Source organism: Immundisolibacter sp. (assembly GCF_050250495.1).
Classification (GTDB): Bacteria; Pseudomonadota; Gammaproteobacteria; order Immundisolibacterales; family Immundisolibacteraceae; genus Immundisolibacter.
Genome location: NZ_JBFWOM010000004.1, coordinates 114,394 through 132,195, shown reverse-complemented (window position 1 = coordinate 132,195; position 17,802 = coordinate 114,394). Strand labels below are relative to the sequence as shown.

At 67.5% G+C, this 17,802-nt stretch carries 17 protein-coding genes and 1 tRNA gene; 15 read left to right on the top strand and 3 right to left on the bottom strand.

The window, feature by feature from the left end:
* Positions 1-6 precede the first annotated feature (6 nt).
* Both uvrC and AB7F93_RS04935 read right to left on the bottom strand, forming a co-directional pair.
* Entirely contained in the window at positions 7-1,833 is a 1,827-nt protein-coding gene (gene uvrC, locus AB7F93_RS04940) for an excinuclease ABC subunit UvrC (RefSeq protein WP_428301772.1), read from the bottom strand.
* Entirely contained in the window at positions 1,830-2,474 is a 645-nt protein-coding gene (locus AB7F93_RS04935) for a uracil-DNA glycosylase (protein ID WP_428301771.1), read from the bottom strand. The genes uvrC and AB7F93_RS04935 overlap by 4 nt, the downstream gene beginning before the upstream one ends.
* A 338-nt stretch (positions 2,475-2,812) precedes the next feature.
* Between AB7F93_RS04935 and ndhC the strand changes: the two genes are divergently transcribed.
* The 15 genes from ndhC to AB7F93_RS04860 all read left to right on the top strand — a co-directional run bounded on the left by ndhC (position 2,813) and on the right by AB7F93_RS04860 (position 17,304).
* Positions 2,813-3,175, top strand: coding sequence for an NADH-quinone oxidoreductase subunit A (gene ndhC, locus AB7F93_RS04930; RefSeq protein ID WP_428301770.1), 363 nt, complete (start codon positions 2,813-2,815; stop codon positions 3,173-3,175).
* Positions 3,166-3,642 carry a NuoB/complex I 20 kDa subunit family protein gene (locus AB7F93_RS04925; RefSeq protein ID WP_428301769.1) on the top strand — a complete coding sequence of 159 codons (477 nt, stop codon included), beginning with the start codon at positions 3,166-3,168 and terminating at the stop codon, positions 3,640-3,642. The genes ndhC and AB7F93_RS04925 overlap by 10 nt, the downstream gene beginning before the upstream one ends.
* Positions 3,643-3,645: 3 nt before the next feature.
* Positions 3,646-4,248: an NADH-quinone oxidoreductase subunit C gene (locus AB7F93_RS04920; RefSeq protein ID WP_428301768.1), complete on the top strand. Its 603-nt coding sequence runs from the start codon at positions 3,646-3,648 to the stop codon at positions 4,246-4,248.
* Between the two features lie 6 nt (positions 4,249-4,254).
* Positions 4,255-5,508, top strand: a complete 1,254-nt coding sequence (locus AB7F93_RS04915) for an NADH-quinone oxidoreductase subunit D (RefSeq protein WP_428301767.1) — start codon at positions 4,255-4,257, stop codon at positions 5,506-5,508.
* A complete protein-coding gene (gene nuoE, locus AB7F93_RS04910; protein ID WP_428301766.1) occupies positions 5,505-6,002 on the top strand; it encodes an NADH-quinone oxidoreductase subunit NuoE in 498 nt (165 codons plus the stop codon). Before AB7F93_RS04915 ends, nuoE begins: the two co-directional genes overlap by 4 nt.
* A gap of 3 nt (positions 6,003-6,005) precedes the next feature.
* A complete protein-coding gene (gene nuoF / locus AB7F93_RS04905; RefSeq protein WP_428301765.1) occupies positions 6,006-7,304 on the top strand; it encodes an NADH-quinone oxidoreductase subunit NuoF in 1,299 nt (432 codons plus the stop codon).
* A 17-nt stretch (positions 7,305-7,321) separates the two neighbouring features.
* Positions 7,322-9,697, top strand: coding sequence for an NADH-quinone oxidoreductase subunit NuoG (gene nuoG / locus AB7F93_RS04900; RefSeq protein WP_428301764.1), 2,376 nt, complete (start codon positions 7,322-7,324; stop codon positions 9,695-9,697).
* The gene (gene nuoH, locus AB7F93_RS04895) at positions 9,697-10,755 is read left to right on the top strand and encodes an NADH-quinone oxidoreductase subunit NuoH (RefSeq protein ID WP_428301763.1); all 1,059 of its coding nucleotides are present in this window, start codon (positions 9,697-9,699) and stop codon (positions 10,753-10,755) included. The genes nuoG and nuoH overlap by 1 nt, the downstream gene beginning before the upstream one ends.
* Before the next feature lie 9 nt (positions 10,756-10,764).
* Positions 10,765-11,253 (top strand): NADH-quinone oxidoreductase subunit NuoI, encoded by a 489-nt coding sequence (gene nuoI, locus AB7F93_RS04890; protein ID WP_428301762.1) that lies wholly within the window; start codon positions 10,765-10,767, stop codon positions 11,251-11,253.
* Positions 11,254-11,279: 26 nt separating this feature from the next.
* A complete protein-coding gene (locus tag AB7F93_RS04885; RefSeq protein WP_428301761.1) occupies positions 11,280-11,909 on the top strand; it encodes an NADH-quinone oxidoreductase subunit J in 630 nt (209 codons plus the stop codon).
* A gap of 3 nt (positions 11,910-11,912) precedes the next feature.
* Positions 11,913-12,218: an NADH-quinone oxidoreductase subunit NuoK gene (gene nuoK / locus AB7F93_RS04880; protein WP_428301760.1), complete on the top strand. Its 306-nt coding sequence runs from the start codon at positions 11,913-11,915 to the stop codon at positions 12,216-12,218.
* A 3-nt stretch (positions 12,219-12,221) separates the two neighbouring features.
* A complete protein-coding gene (nuoL, locus tag AB7F93_RS04875) occupies positions 12,222-14,201 on the top strand; it encodes an NADH-quinone oxidoreductase subunit L (RefSeq protein ID WP_428301759.1) in 1,980 nt (659 codons plus the stop codon).
* Positions 14,202-14,208: 7 nt separating this feature from the next.
* Positions 14,209-15,696 carry an NADH-quinone oxidoreductase subunit M gene (locus tag AB7F93_RS04870; RefSeq protein ID WP_428301758.1) on the top strand — a complete coding sequence of 496 codons (1,488 nt, stop codon included), beginning with the start codon at positions 14,209-14,211 and terminating at the stop codon, positions 15,694-15,696.
* 30 nt (positions 15,697-15,726) lie between these two features.
* On the top strand, positions 15,727-17,166 hold the full coding sequence (gene nuoN / locus AB7F93_RS04865) for an NADH-quinone oxidoreductase subunit NuoN (RefSeq protein ID WP_428301757.1): 1,440 nt from the start codon (positions 15,727-15,729) through the stop codon (positions 17,164-17,166).
* Between the two features lie 61 nt (positions 17,167-17,227).
* Positions 17,228-17,304: transfer RNA gene (locus AB7F93_RS04860), tRNA-Met, on the top strand.
* 49 nt (positions 17,305-17,353) lie between these two features.
* Here AB7F93_RS04860 and queF read toward each other — a convergent pair.
* A complete protein-coding gene (gene queF, locus AB7F93_RS04855) occupies positions 17,354-17,776 on the bottom strand; it encodes a preQ(1) synthase (protein WP_428301756.1) in 423 nt (140 codons plus the stop codon).
* Positions 17,777-17,802 lie beyond the last annotated feature (26 nt).

The following is a 17,802-nucleotide window of genomic DNA, read 5'->3' as shown; positions in this document are numbered from 1 at the left end:
GCCCGCTCATGTGGCGAGTTCTCCGTGCAGTGCGTCGTATACGGTTTGCGCCAGTGTGCGGCTGATGCCGGGCACCTGGGCCAGATCGTCCACGCCGGCGCGGCGCAGTTCCTGCAGGCCGCCGAAGCGCGTCAGCAGTTGGCGGCGGCGCTTGGGGCCGAGCTGCGGGATGTGTTCGAGCGGCGAGGTGTTGCGCGCCTTCTGGCGCCGCCCGCGGTGGCCGGCGATGGCGAAGCGGTGCGCCTCGTCGCGGATGTGCTGGATGAGGTGCAGTGCCGGCGAGTCGGGTTGCAGAAAGACCGGCTGCTCGCGGCCCATCAGCAGTAGCGTCTCGGCGCCGGGGCGGCGCGTCTCGCCCTTGCCGACGGCGAGCACGGCAAGGCCGCTGACCTGGAGTTCCTCCAGCACGGTCTTGACGCGGGCGAGCTGCCCCGGCCCGCCGTCGATCAGCAGCACATCCGGGAACACGCCTTCGCCCTTTTGAAGGCGCGTGTAGCGGCGCTCGACCGCCTGCGCCATGGCCGCGTAGTCGTCGCCGCCGGTCACGCCCTCGATGTTGAAGCGCCGGTAGTCGGCCTTGGCCGGGCCGTTTTCGTCGAACACGACGCAAGACGCCACCGGCGCCTCGCCGCGCGTGTGGCTGATGTCGAAGCATTCGAGCCGCTGCGGCAGGCTGTCGAGGCCGAGCGCGTCCTGCAGCGCCTCGTAGCGCTCGCGCAGGCTGGCGGAACTGGCCAGCCGCCGCGCCAGCGTGAGGCTGGCGTTGGTGCGCGCCAGGCGCAGCCATTTGGCGCGATCGCCGCGCACGGCGGCGGTGAGGCGCACCTTGTGGCCGCTGGTCTCGGCGAGCGCGGTTTCGATGAGCGCCTGGTCGGGCACCACGTGGCTCAAGACAATTTCGGCCGGCACCTCGCCGTCGAGGTAGTGCTGCGGCAGGAAGGCGGCCAGCACCGTGTCGGGCTCGGCGTCGTCGGCGAGACGCGGAAAGTACGAGCGCGTGCCGACGCTGCGCCCACCGCGGATGAACAGAAGCTCGACGCACGCCACGCCGTCCTTGCTGGCGCAGGCGATGACGTCGATGTCCGCGTCCACGCCCTCGATGCCCTGCTGCTCCTGCGCGCGGCGCAGGGCGGCGATCTGGTCGCGCAGGCGCGCGGCGCGTTCGTAGTCCAGCGTCACGGACGCCTGCGACATCTGCGCCGCGAGCTCCTCGATCACCTGCACGTTCCGGCCTTCCAGAAACAGCTCCGCGTGCCGCACGTCGTACGCGTAGTCGCCCGGCGCGATCAGGTCCACGCACGGGCCGGTGCAGCGCTTGATCTGGTACTGCAAACACGGCCGGGTGCGGGCGCGGAACACGGCGTCCTCGCACTGGCGCAGCGGGAAGATGCGCTGCATCAGTGCCAGGCTGTCGCGCACCGCGCCGGCGCTGGGGTACGGGCCGAAGTAGCGCCCCGGGCCCTTGCGCGCGCCGCGGTGAAAGGCGAGGCGCGGGAACGGCTCGCCCTTCGAAAGATAGATGTACGGGTAGCTCTTGTCGTCCCGCAGCATGATGTTGTAGCGCGGGCGCAGGCTCTTGATGAGGCTGTTTTCGAGGATCAGCGCCTCGCCCTCGGAGGCGGTGACGGTGATCTCGATGTCGGCGATCTGCGCCACCATGCGCGCCACCTTGGGCGAGTCGTGGCGCTTGCTGAAGTAGCTGCCGACGCGCCGGCGCAGGTTGCCCGCCTTGCCGACGTAGATGACCTTGCCGTCCGCATCCAGCATGCGGTACACGCCGGGGTGCGTCGGTAGCCGCGCGGCGGTGGCCTTCGGGTCGGGGCGGTCGGTCATGGGGCGTCGATCAGCGCGCGGGCTTCGGCCAGCACGGCCTCGAACTGGGCGGCGTTGAGGCGGCCGGTCTGCACGTTGTAGCGACTGGTGTGGTAGCTGTCGACCAGCCAGCGCGCGCCCGGCAGACGGTGGCGCGCGCCGTGGCCAAACGCGTATCGGCCTGGCTTTTCACCCAGCGCGCGCAGCACCGCCTGATGCGCGATGTGGCCGAGCGCCAGCGCCACGCCGCCGGCCGGCAGCAGCGCCAGTTCCGCGCGCAGGTGCATGTTGCAGGCGGCGATCTCGGCCGGCGTCGGCTTGTTGGCCGGCGGCACGCACTGCACGGCATTGGCAATGCGGCAGTCGCTGAGCTGCAGATCGTCGTCGGCCGCCGTCGACTCCGGCGCGCTGGCGAAGCCCTGCGCGTGCAGGCCGCGATACAGCAGCAGGCCCGCGTAGTCGCCCGTGAATGGCCGCCCGGTGCGGTTCGCCCCGTGCATGCCGGGCGCGAGCCCAACGATCAGCAGCCGCCCGCCGGGCTTGCCGAAGCCCGGCACGGGCGCCGCGAAATAATCCGGCCGCTCGGCGCGCACGCCGTCCAGAAACTCGGCCAGACGCGGGCAGCGGCGGCAGGCGGGATCGTGCAGCGCAGTAGCGGTCATGGGTTGAGGCGGGCGGGCCGGCGTGGGGACAGTTTGCCAGAGGGGAGTCGGGTAACCGGCAGCGGGGCATCGGGATGCACCCCCAAGGCGTCACGCTGACCCGCCTCACAGCGGGCGATGACACCGTGTTTTACGCCGCGGCGCGTGGCGGCGGCATCGATTTCTGGTCGGTGTGTCTGTTACCCTTTGCGGGTCTGCGGTGTCCCGAAACGATGGGCGGTGCGGGCGCGTTTCAGGCGGCCGCGGCGTGCCTGTGGCCGTCCATCCGCTTGTCGAACGCGCGCCGCCGGAACCACAACAATCCGCTGTCGCGAGCCCAAGGATCAGGATTCCTGAGCATGCTGCTGCAATACCTGCCCATCGCGCTGTTGCTGGTGGTCGGCGTGGCCATTGGCGCAATCGCCATTCTGGCTGGCCGCTTCATCGGCCCGAACCGCCCGGACGCGCAGAAGAATGCGCCCTACGAGTGCGGCTTCGAGGCGTTCGAGGATGCGCGCATGAAGTTCGACGTGCGCTACTACCTGGTTGCCATCCTGTTCATCATCTTCGATCTGGAAGTGGCGTTCCTGTTCCCGTGGGCGGTCGGCCTCAAGGGCGGGTTGGTCGGTGGCTTCGGCTTCGCCGCCATGATGCTGTTCCTGGGCCTGCTGGTGATCGGCTTCATCTACGAGTGGAAGAAAGGGGCGCTCGAATGGGAGTAGAGGCACTCGCCGAGCGCGGCTTCCTGACGACGACAGTCGATCAGGTGGTGAACTGGAGCAAGACCGGTTCCCTGTGGCCGGTGACGTTCGGGCTCGCCTGCTGTGCGGTCGAGATGATGCAGGCCGGCGCGTCCCGCTATGACCTCGACCGCTTCGGCATCATCTTCCGGCCGAGCCCGCGCCAGTCGGACCTGATGATCGTGGCCGGCACGCTGGTCAACAAGATGGCGCCGGCGCTGCGCAAGGTCTACGACCAGATGGCCGAGCCGCGCTGGGTGCTGTCGATGGGCTCCTGCGCCAACGGCGGCGGTTACTACCACTACTCCTACGCCGTGGTGCGCGGCTGCGACCGCATCGTGCCGGTCGACGTGTACGTGCCGGGCTGTCCGCCGACCGCGGAGGCGCTGCTGTTCGGGCTGATCCAGCTGCAGAACAAGATTCGCCGCACCCACACCATTGCCCGCTGAGCCATGAGCACGCGCACCGAACAACTGGTGGCGGCGCTGCGCGAGCAGCTGGGTGACCGCATGGTCAGTGTGGTGACCGGTGCAGCCGATCAGGTCACCATCGAGGTTGCCGGCGCGGACGTGTCGGCGGTTTGCATGGCGCTGCGCGATCTGCCGGCGCTCGGCTTCGACCAGCTGATCGACGTCTGCGGCGTCGACTATTCCGATTTTCCGGGCACGGCGGGCCAGCCGCGCTTTGCCGTCGTCTACCACCTGCTGTCCACCACGCAGAACTGGCGCTTGCGCGTGCGGGTGTACCTCGAAGACGCGTTCCCACTGGTGCCGTCGGTGGTCGATGTGTGGCCGGCCGCCAACTGGTTCGAGCGCGAGGCGTTCGATCTGTTCGGCATCGTGTTCGACGGCCACCCGGACCTGCGGCGCATCCTCACCGACTACGGCTTCGTCGGCCATCCGCTGCGCAAGGACTTCCCGCTGAACGGCGAGGTCGAGATGCGTTACGACGCCGAGCAGGGGCGGGTGATCTACGAGCCGGTGAGCATCGAGAACCGCATCAGCGTGCCGCGCGTGCGGCGCGACGACTTCCGCTACGAGCACCCGGCCGAGTAAGGCGCCATGGCCGAGATACGCAACTACACGATGAACTTCGGGCCGCAGCACCCGGCCGCCCACGGCGTGCTGCGCCTGGTGCTGGAGATGGACGGCGAGGTGGTGCAGCGCGCCGACCCGCACGTGGGACTGCTGCACCGCGGCACCGAAAAGCTGGCCGAGACCAAGCCGTACAACCACTCCATCGGCTACATGGACCGGCTCGACTACGTGTCCATGATGTGCAACGAGCACGCCTATGTGCTGGCGGTCGAGAAGCTGCTCGGCATCGAGGTGCCGCGCCGCGCGCAGTACATCCGCGTCATGTTCGACGAGATCACGCGCGTGCTGAACCACCTGATGTGGATCGGCGCGCACGCGCTCGACATGGGCGCCATGACGGTGTTCCTGTACGCGTTTCGCGAGCGCGAGGACCTGATGGACTGCTACGAGGCAGTCTCCGGCGCGCGCATGCACGCGACCTACTACCGCCCGGGCGGCGTGTACCGCGACCTGCCGGACACGGTGGCCCGCTACGAGCCGTCGAAGTGGCACGACGAGAAGGCCGTCAAGGCCATGAATCGCGACCGCGAGGGCTCGCTGCTCGACTTCATCGAGGCGTTTACCGAGCGCTTCCCGGGCTGCGTGGACGATTACGAGTCGCTGCTCACCGACAACCGCATCTGGAAGCAGCGCACGGTCGGCATCGGCGTCGTCAGCGGCGATCGGGCGCGCGAGTTGGGCTTCACCGGCCCCATGCTGCGCGGTTCGGGCGTGGCCTGGGATCTGCGCCGCAAGCAGCCGTACGAGGTGTACGACGAGCTCGATTTCCAGATTCCGGTAGGCGTGAACGGCGACTGCTACGACCGGTATCTCGTGCGCGTGGCCGAGATGCGCCAGAGCAACCGCATCATCCGCCAGTGCGTGGACTGGCTGCGCGCGAATCCCGGGCCGGTGATGGTGGGTGACCACAAGATCACGCCGCCGTCGCGCACCGAGATGAAGGCCGACATGGAGGCTCTGATTCACCACTTCAAGCTGTTCACCGAGGGCTATTCGGTGCCGCAGGGCGAGGTGTACTCGGCGGTCGAGGCGCCCAAGGGCGAGTTTGGCGTGTACATGATCTCGGACGGCTCGAACAAGCCGTACCGCGTCAAGCTGCGCGCGCCGGGCTTCTCGCACCTGGCGGCCATCGACGAGATGGTGCGCGGGCACATGCTGGCGGACCTGGTGGCCATCATCGCCACCCTGGACATCGTGTTTGGCGAGATCGACCGATGAGCGAACCGTACCGGGGCATCCTGTCGGAGCATGCCCGCCACGAGATCGACCACTGGCTGACCAAGTTTCCGCCCGACCAGAAGCGCTCGGCCGTGCTGGCGGCGCTGCGCGAGGTGCAGCACGAGAACCACGGCTACCTCACCGTCGAGCTGATGGACGCGGTGGCGCAGTACCTCGGGCTCGAACCGATCGACGTGTACGAGGTGGCGACGTTCTACTCGATGTTCGAGACCAAGCCGGTCGGCCGGCACTCGATCGCCGTGTGCACCAACATCTCGTGCATGCTGCGCGGCGCGGACGAGATCGTGTCGCACGTGGAGAAGAAACTCGGCGTGAAGCTCGGCGAGAGCACGCCGGACGGCAAGTTCTATCTGAAGCCCGAGGAAGAGTGCCTCGCCGGCTGCTGCGGCGCGCCGATGATGCAGGTGGATCACATCTACCACGAGCACCTGACGCCCGCGCGCGTCGACCAGATTCTGGACGCCCTGGACTGACCCATGACGGCGGAAGTCAAAGTCTGTTTTGCGACCCTAGGCGAACCCGAGCCGTGGGCCTTCGATACCTACACGCGCCTTGGCGGCTACAGCGCCTGGCGGCGCATCCTGGCCGGTGAGCTGACGCCCGAGCAGGTCATCGAGGAGGTCAAGGCGTCGGGCCTGCGTGGCCGTGGCGGCGCGGGCTTCCCGACCGGGCTCAAGTGGTCGTTCATGCCGCGCAACGCGCCGGGGCAGAAGTACCTCGTCTGCAACGCCGACGAGTCCGAGCCCGGCACCTGCAAGGACCGGGACATCATCCGCTTCAACCCGCACGCGCTGGTTGAGGGCATGGCCATCGGCGGCTACGCCATGGGCGCCACGGTCGGCTACGTGTACATGCGCGGCGAGTGGATGGACGAGGTGTTCGAGCGTTTCGAGACCGCGCTCAAGGAAGCCTACGCGGCCGGGCTGCTCGGGCAGAACATCAACGGCTCCGGGGTGAACTTCGAGCTCTACGGCACGCTCGGCGCCGGCGCCTACATCTGCGGCGAGGAAACCGCGCTGCTGGAGTCGCTGGAGGGCAAGAAAGGCCAGCCGCGCTTCAAGCCGCCGTTCCCGGCAGCGGTGGGCCTGTACGGCCGGCCGACCACCATCAACAACGTGGAATCGATGGCCTCGGTGCCGACCATCCTGCGCGAGGGCGCGGCGTGGTTCGCGGCGCTGGGCGTCGAGAAGGCCGGCGGCAGCAAGATTTTTTCGGTCTCGGGCCATGTCGAGAAGCCCGGCAACTACGAGATTCGTCTCGGCACGCCGTTCAAGGATCTGCTGGCGCTGGCCGGTGGCGTGTGGAAGGGTCGGCAACTGAAGGCGGTCATCCCCGGCGGCTCATCCGTGCCGGTGCTGCCGGCGGACGCCATGCTGGCCGCCAACATGGACTACGACTCGATCGCCAAGGCGGGCTCGCTGCTCGGTTCCGGTGCCGTGGTGGTGATGGACGAGACCACCGACATGGTGCGCATGCTGCAACGCATCTCGCGCTTCTACTTTGCCGAGTCCTGCGGGCAGTGCACGCCGTGCCGCGAGGGCACCGGCTGGCTGTACCGGGTGGTGACGCGCATCGTCGACGGCCAGGGCCGGCCCGAGGATCTGGAACTGCTGGAGTCGGTGGCGGGCAACATCGCCGGGCGCACCATCTGCGCGCTGGGTGACGCCGCCGCCATGCCGGTGCAGGGCATGCTGCGGCACTACCGGCACGAGTTCGCGTACTACATCGAGCACAAGCGCAGCCTGGTCGGCGATCGACTCGGCGCGGCCGCCTGAGCGGCTTGGGAATATCCATGAGCGACGACCTGCTGAACATCGAGATCAACGGCACCGCGCTGCAGGCGCGCAAGGGCCAGATGATCATCCAGGCGGCCGATGCCGCCGGCATCACCATCCCGCGTTTCTGCTACCACGAAAAGCTGAGCGTGGCGGCCAACTGCCGCATGTGCCTGGTCGAAGTGGAGAAGATGCCCAAGACCGTGCCGGCCTGCGCCACGCCGCTCGCCGAAGGCATGAAGGTGTTCACCAAGTCGCCGAAGGCGCTGCAGTCGCAGCGCGCGGTGATGGAGTTCCTGCTCATCAATCACCCGCTCGACTGCCCGATCTGCGACGAGGGCGGCGAGTGCAACCTGCAGGACACGGCGCTCGGCTTCGGCAAGGTGGAATCGCGCTACAGCGAAGCCAAGCGCGTGGTGGACGACAAGGACATCGGTCCGCTCATCCAGATCGAGATGACGCGCTGCATCCACTGCACGCGCTGCGTGCGCTTCGGCGAGGAGATCGCCGGCATCAAGGAACTCGGCGCCACCGGGCGCGGCGAGTTCATGCGCATCGGCACCTACATCGAGCGCGCCGTGGGGTCGGAACTGTCCGGCAACGTGGTCGACCTGTGCCCGGTGGGCGCGCTCACCAACAAGCCGTACCGCTTCACCGCCCGCGCCTGGGAGCTTGCCCGCCGGCCGGGCGTGGCGCCACACGACTGCGTTGGCAGCAACCTTGAAATCAACGTCGCGAACGGTGTGGTCAAGCGCTTCCTGCCGCGCGCCAACGAGGCGGTGAACGAGATCTGGCTGTCCGACCGCGACCGCTATTCCTACCTCGGCCTGAACAGCCCCGACCGCGCGCGGCAGCCGTTGCTGCGCAAGGGTGACGCGTGGCACGAAGTGTCCTGGCAGGAAGCCCTCGCCGCCGCGGCGGAAGGCCTGCAGGCGGTCATCAAGGAATACGGCCCGGCGCAACTCGGTGCGCTGCTGGCGCCTACGTTGACGACCGAGGAGCTGTACCTCGCGCAAAAGCTGGCGCGCGCGCTCGGCTCGAACAACGTCGACCACCGCCTGCGGCAGGCCGATTTCAGCGCCGACGCGGTGGCGCCGCTGCACCCGTCACTGCCGGCCATCGCAGGTCTTGAGCAGGTGCCGGCCTTCCTGCTGGTCGGCAGCAATTTGCGCAAGGACCAGCCGCTGCTGAACACGCGCCTGCGCAAGGCCGTCGTCAAGCGCGCGGCGGCCGGTTATTCGATCGCCAGCTACGACTACGACTTCAACTATCCGCTGCGCGGCAGCGCGGTGGTGTCGCCGGCCGCGATGGTCGGGGAGCTCGCCGGCGTCGCCGTGGCGCTGCTGGATGGCGCGGCCGTGCCCGCTGCCTGGAGCGCGCATCTGGCCGGTGTCAGCGCCACGCCCTGGCAGCGCGAGGTGGCCCATGCGCTCAAGCAGCAGCCGGGCGCGCTGGTCCTGCTCGGCGATCAGGCGCTGGCGAGCCCGTTCTACGGCGCGCTGCGCGCGCTGGCGGCGCTGATTGCCGAACTCGCCCGCGGCACGCTGGCGCAGACCAGCCCCGGTGGCAACGGCGCAGGCGCGTGGCTGGCGGGTGCCGTGCCGCACCGGCGCGCCGGCGGCGGGCACCTCGAACAGGCCGGCCTGCCGGCGCAGGCCATGCTCGATCAGCACCTGCGCGGCTACCTGCTGACCGGCTTCGAGCCCGAGTTCGACTGCGCCGACCCGGCGGCAGCGCTCGGTGCGTTCGACGCCGCGCAGTGCGTGGTGGTGCTGACGCCGTTCGTGACCGACGCCATGCGCGGCTACGCCGACGTCATCCTGCCGATGGCCGCCTTCACCGAGACCGGTGGCACGTTCGTCAACGGCGAAGGCCGCTGGCAGAGCTTCGACGGGGCGCTGAAGCCCGCCGGCGAGGCGCGGCCGGGCTGGAAGATTCTGCGCGTGCTCGCCAACCTGCTGGACCTGCCGGGCTTCGAGTACGACGACGTGGCGGCCGTGCGCGGCGAGGTGCAGGCGGCGGTCGAGGCGGTGGCCTTCGTGCCGCCGGCGGTCGACCCCTCGGCGCTGCCCTGGCCTGATCAGGCGGCCACACTCACGCGGGTCGGTGACTGGCCCTGCTATCGCAGTGACTCACTCGTCCGCCGCGCGGGTGCGCTGCAGCAGCGGCCGGACGTGCCGGCGGCGGCGGTGTATCTCAATGACGCGCAGTGCCGGCAGTTCGGCTTTGCGGCCGGTGATCGCCTGCGCGTGCAGCAGGGCGGTGCGGTCATCGAACTGCCGCTGGCGGTGGACGCGCGCGTGGCCGACGGCACGGCGTGCATCCCGTCCGGTATCGCCGGTCCGCAGGGGCTCGGCGCGGCCTACGGGGCCGTCACTCTGGAGCGGGTGTGATGGTGGAACAGCTCATCCTGCTGTGGCAGGCGGTGCCCGAACCGCTGCAACTGCTGCTGTGGAATCTGCTCAAGATCGGCGTGGTGATCGTGCCGGTGCTGGTGTCGGTGGCCTGGCTGACCTACGCCGAGCGCAAGATCATCGGCTACATGCAGCTGCGCATCGGCCCGAACCGGGTCGGACCGCGCGGCTGGCTGCAACCCATCGCGGACGCGCTGAAGCTCCTGACCAAGGAAGTGATCGTCCCGGTCCGCGCCAACCCGTTCCTGTTCTATCTGGCGCCAGTGCTGGTGATCGGCCCGGCGCTCGGCGCCTGGGCGGTGGTGCCGTTCGGCGAGGGGCTTGCGATCGCCGACATCGACGTGGGTCTCCTGTACGTGCTCGCCATCACCTCAATGGGCGTGTACGGCGTGATCCTGGCCGGCTGGGCGTCGAACTCGCGCTACGCGTTTCTGGGCGCCATGCGCTCGGCGGCGCAGATCGTGGCCTACGAGATCGCGATGGGCTTCGCCATCGTGGTGGTGCTGGTCGGCGCCGGCAGCCTGAATCTTCAAAAGATCGTGCTGGCGCAAAGCGGCAACCTGCTGACCTGGTACTGGCTGCCGATGCTGCCGATCGCGATCATCTACTTAATATCGGCGGTGGCGGAGACCAACCGCGCGCCGTTCGACGTGGCCGAGGGCGAGTCCGAGATCGTGGCCGGTTTCCACGTCGAATACTCCGGCATGACCTTCGCGGTGTTCTTCCTGGCCGAGTACGCCAACATGATCCTGGTGTCGACGCTCGCCGCCATCATGTTCATGGGCGGCTGGCTGTCGCCGTTTCAGGGCATTCCGCTGCTGGAAGGCGCGTTTGCCTGGGTGCCGTCGCCGCTGTGGCTGATCGCCAAGGTCGCCTTCCTGCTGTTCTGCTTCCTGTGGTTCCGCGCCACCTTCCCGCGCTATCGCTACGACCAGATCATGCGGCTCGGCTGGAAGGTGTTCATCCCCATCACCATCGTGTGGCTGGTGGTGGTGTCGACGGCGGTGCTGTATCGCCTGCCGCCGTGGTTCAACTGAGGGCATGACATGAACCGTGTTGCCCAGTACCTCAAAAGCCTGCTGCTGCTGGAGCTGTTGTCCGGCCTTGGCGTGACGCTGCGTCATTTGTTCAAGCCGAAGGTGACGGTGCAGTTTCCGGAAGAAAAAACCCCCGTGTCGCCGCGTTTTCGCGGCCTGCATGCGCTGCGCCGCTACCCGAACGGCGAGGAGCGCTGCATTGCCTGCAAGCTGTGCGAGGCGGTGTGCCCGGCGCTTGCCATCACGATCGAGTCCGAGCCGCGCGCCGACGGCACCCGCCGCACCACGCGCTACGACATCGACATGTTCAAGTGCATCTACTGCGGGTTCTGCGAGGAAGCCTGCCCGGTCGACTCCATCGTGCTGACGCGCTTCAACCACTTCCACATGGAAGCCAACAGCGAGCGCGTGTACGACAAGTCGACGCTGCTGGCCATCGGCGACCGCATGGAGGCGCAGATCGCCGCCGACCGCGCCGCCGACGCCGCCTACCGCTGACTTCCACACTGCCGGCCGACACCGACATGGGTACCGAGAAGATCGTTTTTTATCTGCTGTCCGCGATCCTGGTGTTCGCGGCCGGCATGGTGGTCAGCGTGCGCAACGCCGTGCGCGCTGTGCTGTTCCTGGTGCTGGCGTTCTTCACCTGCGCCGGGCTGTGGCTGATCCTGGAGGCCGAGTTTCTCGCCATCGCGCTAGTGCTGGTGTACGTGGGCGCGGTGATGGTGCTGTGGCTGTTCGTGGTGATGATGCTCGACATCCACCGCGCGGAGCTGCGCGAGGGTTTCGGCAGTCACCTGCCGCTCGGGCTCGCGGTGACGCTGCTGATCGTGTTCGAGATGGTGCTGGTGTACGGCACGGGTCAGCTCGACACGGCGCTCTCCCGCCCGCCGCAGGGCGAGGCGGTCAGCAACGTGCAGGCGATCGCCGCCGTGCTCTACACCGACTACGCGTATCCGTTCGAGATCGCGGCGGTGATCCTGCTGATCGGCATGGTGGCGGCCATCGGGCTCACCTTCCGCGGCGTGCGCGCGAGCAAGTACGTGCCGCCGTCGGCGCAGGTGCACGTGAGCCCGCGCGGGCGCATGCAGCTGCTCGACCTGCCGCGCGGCGACGCGCCGGTCAACGTTGACTCACCGACCGAGGAGCGCTGAGCCGTGGTCACACTGACCGATTACCTGGTGCTGGGCGCCGTGCTGTTCGCGCTCGGCATGTTCGGCATCTTCATCAACCGCAAGAACATGATCATCCTGCTGATGTCGGTGGAGCTGCTGCTGCTGGCCGTGAACATGAACTTCGTCGCCTTCTCGCACTTCCTGCACGACATCGCGGGTCAGGTGTTCGTGTTCTTTGTGCTCACGGTGGCGGCGGCGGAGTCGGCCATCGGTCTTGCCATCATCGTGGTGCTGTTCCGAAACCGGGCGTCGATCAACGTCCAGGACCTCGACCACCTCAAGGGCTGAGCGATGGAAAAGCTGACCCTCCTGTGCCTGGGCGCGGTGCTGGCACCGCTCGCGGGCGCCCTACTGGCCGGCCTTGGCGGCCGCGTCATCGGCCGCAGCGGCGCGCACGTCGTGACCATTCTCGGCGTCGCCATTTCGTTTGCGCTGTCCTGCTACGTGTACTCGCTGCTGCTGGCGGGCAAGGCCGCCGGCGGCGAGTACGTGCTGAACACGGACCTGTATACCTGGGTGCAGAGCGGGCCGCTGAAGGTCTCGGTCGGCTTCCTGATCGACGAGCTCACCGCCACCATGATGCTGGTGGTGACGTTCGTGTCGCTGATGGTGCACATCTACACCATCGGCTACATGCACGACGACCCGGGCTACCAGCGCTTTTTCAGCTACATCAGCCTGTTCACGTTCGCCATGCTGATGCTGGTCACGGCCAACAACTTCCTGCAGCTGTTCTTCGGCTGGGAGGGCGTGGGCCTGGTCTCGTATCTGCTGATCGGCTTCTGGTACGAGAAACCGACGGCGATCTTCGCGAACCTCAAGGCCTTCCTGGTCAACCGCGTCGGCGATCTGGGCATGATGCTCGGCATCGCGGCGGTGCTGGCGCTGTTCGGCACGCTCGATTTCGCTGCCATCTTCGCCAAGGCGCCGGAGCTGGCCGGCGAGACGCTGCAAATCTGGCCGGGCCGCGAGTGGTCGGCGCTGACGGTGATCTGCGTGCTGCTGTTCATCGGCGCGATGGCCAAGTCCGCACAGGTGCCGCTGCACGTGTGGCTGCCGGATTCCATGGAAGGCCCGACGCCGATCTCGGCGCTGATCCATGCGGCGACCATGGTCACGGCCGGCATCTTCCTCGTGGCGCGCATGTCGCCGCTGTTCGAGCTGTCCGAGGCGGCGCTCAACTTCGTGCTGTTCATCGGCGCCGTGACGGCGTTCTTCATGGGCCTGCTCGGCCTCATCCAGACCGACATCAAGCGCGTGGTGGCGTACTCCACGCTGTCGCAGCTCGGCTACATGACGGTCGCGCTCGGCGCGTCCGCCTACACGGCGGCGATCTTTCACCTGGGCACGCACGCCTTCTTCAAGGCGCTGCTGTTCCTGGCGGCGGGTTCGGTGATCATCGGCCTACACCACGAGCAGGACATGCGCAGGATGGGCGGCCTGTGGAAGCACATGCCGATCACGGCACTCACGGCGTGGATCGGCACCCTGGCGCTGGTCGGCTTCCCGGGCTTCGCGGGCTTCTATTCCAAGGACGCCATCATCGAGGCGGTCGCCGCGTCGTCGCTGCCGGCGGCGGGCTTTGCGCACTTCGCCGTGCTGGGCGGCGTGTTCGTGACCTCGCTGTACAGCTTTCGGCTGCTGTTCCTGGTGTTCCACGGCAGGTCACGGGTGGATCACCACGCCGCCGAGCACCTGCGCGAATCGCCCTGGGTGGTGACCGGGCCGCTGGTGCTGCTGGCGATCCCGTCGGTGCTAATCGGCGCGCCGCTCATCGAACCCATGCTGTTCGGTGACTACTTCGGCAAGGCCATCCAGATCCTGCCGCAGCACGCCACGCTCGCCGAGTTCGGTGAGCATTTCCACGGCGCGCTCGCGTTTGCGCAGCACGGCTTCACGGCGCTGCCTTTCTGGCTGATGCTGGCCGGTGCCGGCACGGCGGCCGTGTTCTATCTCTGGCGCCCGCAGTGGCCGGCGCGGGTGCAGCACACCTTCTCGCTGGTCCACCACATCTTCGAGCGCAAGTACTACTTCGACGACGTGAACCAGACGGTGTTCGCCGGCGGCCTGCGCGGCATCGGCGGCTTCCTGTGGCGGGTGGGTGATGTCGCGCTGATCGACGGGCTTGCCGTGAACGGCACCGCGCGCACGGTCGGCCGCCTGGCGGGCGCGCTGCGCCACATCCAGACCGGTTACCTCTACCACTACGCCTTCGCCATGATCATCGGTCTCGCCGCGCTGCTGGGCCTGATCTGGTACGTGAGCTTCTGAGCCCGCCATGAGCCAAACCCTGCCCCTGTTGAGCATCGCCATCTGGACACCCATCGCGGGCGCGGTGCTGGTCTGGCTGCTGGCCGGCGACCGCAAGCCGGCGCTGGCGCGCACGCTGGCGTTGCTGGTGGCGGTGGTGGAGTTCGCCATCACGCTGCCGCTGTACACGGGATTCGATCCTGCCAACGGCGGGCTGCAGTTTGTCGAGCGTTTGCCGTGGGTGGAATCCTTCGGCATCTACTACCACCTCGGCATCGACGGCATCGCGCTGCCGTTCATCCTGCTGACGAGCTTCATCACCGTGTTGGTGGTGGCGATGGCGCGGGTGTCGGTCGAGAAGCAGCTCAGCCAGTACCTCGGCGCTTTCCTGGTGATGGAAGGCGTGATGATCGGGCTGTTCTGCGCCGTCGATGCGATGCTGTTCTACGTGTTCTGGGAAGCGATGCTGATCCCGATGTTCATCATCATCGGCATCTGGGGCGGCCCGAACCGCGTCTACGCGACGCTGAAGTTCTTCCTGTACACGTTCCTGGGGTCGGTGCTGCTGCTGCTGGCGCTGATCTACCTGCATCTGAAGACCGGCAGCTTCAGCCTGCTCGACTTCCAGCGCGTCGGGCTCGATCTGCCGACACAGAAGCTACTGTTCCTCGCCTTCCTCGCGGCGTTCGCGGTGAAGATTCCGATGTGGCCGGTCCATACGTGGCTGCCGGACGCGCACGTCGAGGCGCCGACCGGCGGCTCGGTGGTGCTGGCGGCCATCATGCTCAAGATGGGCGGTTACGGCTTCCTGCGCTTGTCACTGCCGATCGCGCCCGACGCCAGCATGGCGTTTTCTGGCTTCATGATTGCGCTGTCGCTGGTCGCCATCGTCTACATCGGCGCGGTGGCGCTGGTGCAGCAGGACATGAAGAAGCTGATCGCGTACTCGTCCATCTCGCACATGGGCTTCGTCACGCTCGGCACCTTCCTTGGCACCGCCCAGGGCATCGAGGGCGGGCTCGTGCAGATGATCTCGCACGGCTTCATCTCGGGCGCCATGTTTCTGTGCGTGGGCGTCATGTACGACCGCGTGCACAGCCGGCAGATCGCCGACTACGGCGGCGTGGTCAACACCATGCCGAAGTTCGCCACCTTCATGATGCTGTTTGCCATGGCCAACTCCGGGCTGCCGGGCACGTCCGGCTTCGTCGGCGAGTTCATGGTCATCCTGGCCGCCTTCCCCAAGGGGTTCTGGATCGCGTTTCTCGCCGGCACCAGTCTCGTGCTCGGCGCCGCCTACAACCTGTGGATGTACAAGCGCGTCATGTTCGGCGCGGTGGCCAACCCCAAGGTGGCGGCGCTGAAGGATCTCACGGCCGAAGAATTCATCGTGCTGGGGCTGCTGGCGCTCGCGGTGCTCGGCATGGGCGTGTGGCCAAACCCGCTGCTCGACCTCACCCACAGCTCGGTGGACGCGCTGCTCGCGCACGTGCAGCGCGGCAAGCTCGGCCTGTAAGCGCGGCCCTTCGCAAACGGCGTCTCGAACATGGAATTCACCCTTCCCGATCTCGGTCTCGCGCTGCCGGAGATGGTGCTGCTGGGCATGGCCTGCGCGGTCCTGCTGGTGGACCTGTTCTGGCCGGGCCGCGAGCGCAGCAACACCTACGTGGCCGCGCAGCTGTCGCTGCTGGCGACCTTGACCGCCGTCGCGCAGGTCTATCAGGGTCCGGCGTCCACCTTCAGCGGCCATTACACGGTCGATGCCGTGGCCGTGGTGGTCAAGGTGATGGCGCTGCTCGTCATGTTCGGCGTGTTCCTGTACGGGCGCGACTATCTGCGCCAGCGGTCGCTGCTGACGGGCGAGTTTCTGGTGCTGTCCTTGTTCGCGACGCTGGGTCTGCTGGTGATGGCGAGCGCCGGCAGCCTGCTGACGCTGTATCTGGGGCTCGAAGTGCTGTCGCTGTCGTCCTATGCGCTGGTGGCGCTGCACCGGGACAACGGCGCGGCAAGCGAGGCGGCGATCAAATACTTTTTTCTCGGCGCGCTGGCGTCGGGACTGGTGCTGTACGGCATGTCGCTGCTGTACGGCGTGACCGCGTCGCTCGATCTGGCCACCATCGGGCAGGTGGTGGGCGAGCACGCACGGGCCGGCAACTTCGGCCCGCTGATGGGGCTCGCGCTCGCCATGCTGGTGGTGGGGATCGGCTTCAAGCTCGGCATCGCGCCGTTTCACATGTGGCTGCCGGACGTCTACCACGGCGCACCGACGGCGGTGACGGCGTTCCTGACCACCGTGAGCAAACTCGCCGCCTTCGTGCTGGTGGTGAAGCTGCTGGCCGGCGCGGCCGCCGCGCTCGCCCAGCAGTGGGAGCAGATGCTGATCGTGCTCACCGTGCTGTCGCTCGCGGTCGGCAACCTCGTCGCCATCGCGCAGGTGAACTTGAAGCGCATGCTGGCGTACTCCACCGTCTCGCACATGGGCTTTTTCCTGCTTGGCGTGCTGGCGAACAACCCGGCAGGTCTGTCGGCCGGCCTTTTCTACATGGTCACCTACGCGCTGACGGGTCTGGCGGCGTTCGGGATGATCATGCTGCTGAGCCGCGCCGGCTTCGAGGCCGAGCGCATCGAGGACTTCCGGGGTCTGAACCGCCGCTCGCCGTGGCTGGCGCTGGTGATGATGGTGATCCTGTTCTCGCTGGCCGGCGTGCCGCCGACGGTCGGCTTCTACGCCAAGCTCGGCGTCATCCGCGCCGTGATGCAGCACGACCTGCTGTGGCTTGCCATGGTGGCGGTGCTGTTCTCGGTGGTGGGCGCGTTCTACTACCTGCGCGTCATCAAGGCCATGTACTTCGACGCGCCGGAAGACCAGCCGGCGATCATGCCGGCGCTCGACGTGCGCGTGTTCATGGGCGTCAACGGCGTGCTGGTGCTGGGGCTCGGCGTGTTCCCGGCGCCGTTGCTCGCGCTCTGTCAGGCAGTTTTTTAAGGCCGCAATGAGATTTTGGCTTGCTCCGCGGGGCCGTCATCCGTATCATTCGCAGTCCGGTTGCGGGGTGGAGCAGTCCGGTAGCTCGTCGGGCTCATAACCCGAAGGTCGTAGGTTCAAATCCTGCCCCCGCTACCAAATCGGAAAAGGCCCGGTCCAAAAGACCGGGCCTTTTGCTTTTCTGGCGTCAGACGAGAATGACCGGCGCCGCCGGCTTCCAGCCCCGCTTGCGATGCTCCACCACCACCGTGGTGTAGATGCCGCCGCGCACCAGGAACTCTGCCGTCACGCGCATGAACCGTGGCGCCGTCGCGGCCACCAGGTCATCCAGAATCTGCCCGGTGACCGCCTCGTGGAAGGCGCCCTGGTCGCGGAACGACCACAGATATAATTTCAGCGACTTCAGTTCCACGCAGGTCTTGTCCGGCACGTACTCCACGTGCACGGTGGCGAAGTCCGGCTGGCCGGTCTTGGGGCACAGACACGTGAATTCCGGGCAGCGCATGCGCACCGTGTAGTCGCGCTGCGGGTGCGGGTTCGGGAAGGTCTCCAGCAGGCCGGCGGATGCGACCGGGGCCTGTTTCGAGCGATGGGGGCGTGAACTCGCCACGCGCTTCTCCATGTGGGTGTCAGGGG

Coding starts and splice junctions, on each gene's coding strand:
- uvrC (WP_428301772.1), bottom strand. CDS start 1,833: ATGACCGACCGCCCCGACCCGAAGGCCACCGCCGCGCGGCTACCGACG.
- nuoN (WP_428301757.1), top strand. CDS start 15,727: ATGGAATTCACCCTTCCCGATCTCGGTCTCGCGCTGCCGGAGATGGTG.
- AB7F93_RS04870 (WP_428301758.1), top strand. CDS start 14,209: ATGAGCCAAACCCTGCCCCTGTTGAGCATCGCCATCTGGACACCCATC.
- nuoI (WP_428301762.1), top strand. CDS start 10,765: ATGAACCGTGTTGCCCAGTACCTCAAAAGCCTGCTGCTGCTGGAGCTG.
- nuoH (WP_428301763.1), top strand. CDS start 9,697: ATGGTGGAACAGCTCATCCTGCTGTGGCAGGCGGTGCCCGAACCGCTG.
- nuoL (WP_428301759.1), top strand. CDS start 12,222: ATGGAAAAGCTGACCCTCCTGTGCCTGGGCGCGGTGCTGGCACCGCTC.
- nuoE (WP_428301766.1), top strand. CDS start 5,505: ATGAGCGAACCGTACCGGGGCATCCTGTCGGAGCATGCCCGCCACGAG.
- AB7F93_RS04920 (WP_428301768.1), top strand. CDS start 3,646: ATGAGCACGCGCACCGAACAACTGGTGGCGGCGCTGCGCGAGCAGCTG.
- nuoG (WP_428301764.1), top strand. CDS start 7,322: ATGAGCGACGACCTGCTGAACATCGAGATCAACGGCACCGCGCTGCAG.
- AB7F93_RS04915 (WP_428301767.1), top strand. CDS start 4,255: ATGGCCGAGATACGCAACTACACGATGAACTTCGGGCCGCAGCACCCG.
- AB7F93_RS04935 (WP_428301771.1), bottom strand. CDS start 2,474: ATGACCGCTACTGCGCTGCACGATCCCGCCTGCCGCCGCTGCCCGCGT.
- nuoF (WP_428301765.1), top strand. CDS start 6,006: ATGACGGCGGAAGTCAAAGTCTGTTTTGCGACCCTAGGCGAACCCGAG.
- AB7F93_RS04925 (WP_428301769.1), top strand. CDS start 3,166: ATGGGAGTAGAGGCACTCGCCGAGCGCGGCTTCCTGACGACGACAGTC.
- AB7F93_RS04885 (WP_428301761.1), top strand. CDS start 11,280: ATGGGTACCGAGAAGATCGTTTTTTATCTGCTGTCCGCGATCCTGGTG.
- ndhC (WP_428301770.1), top strand. CDS start 2,813: ATGCTGCTGCAATACCTGCCCATCGCGCTGTTGCTGGTGGTCGGCGTG.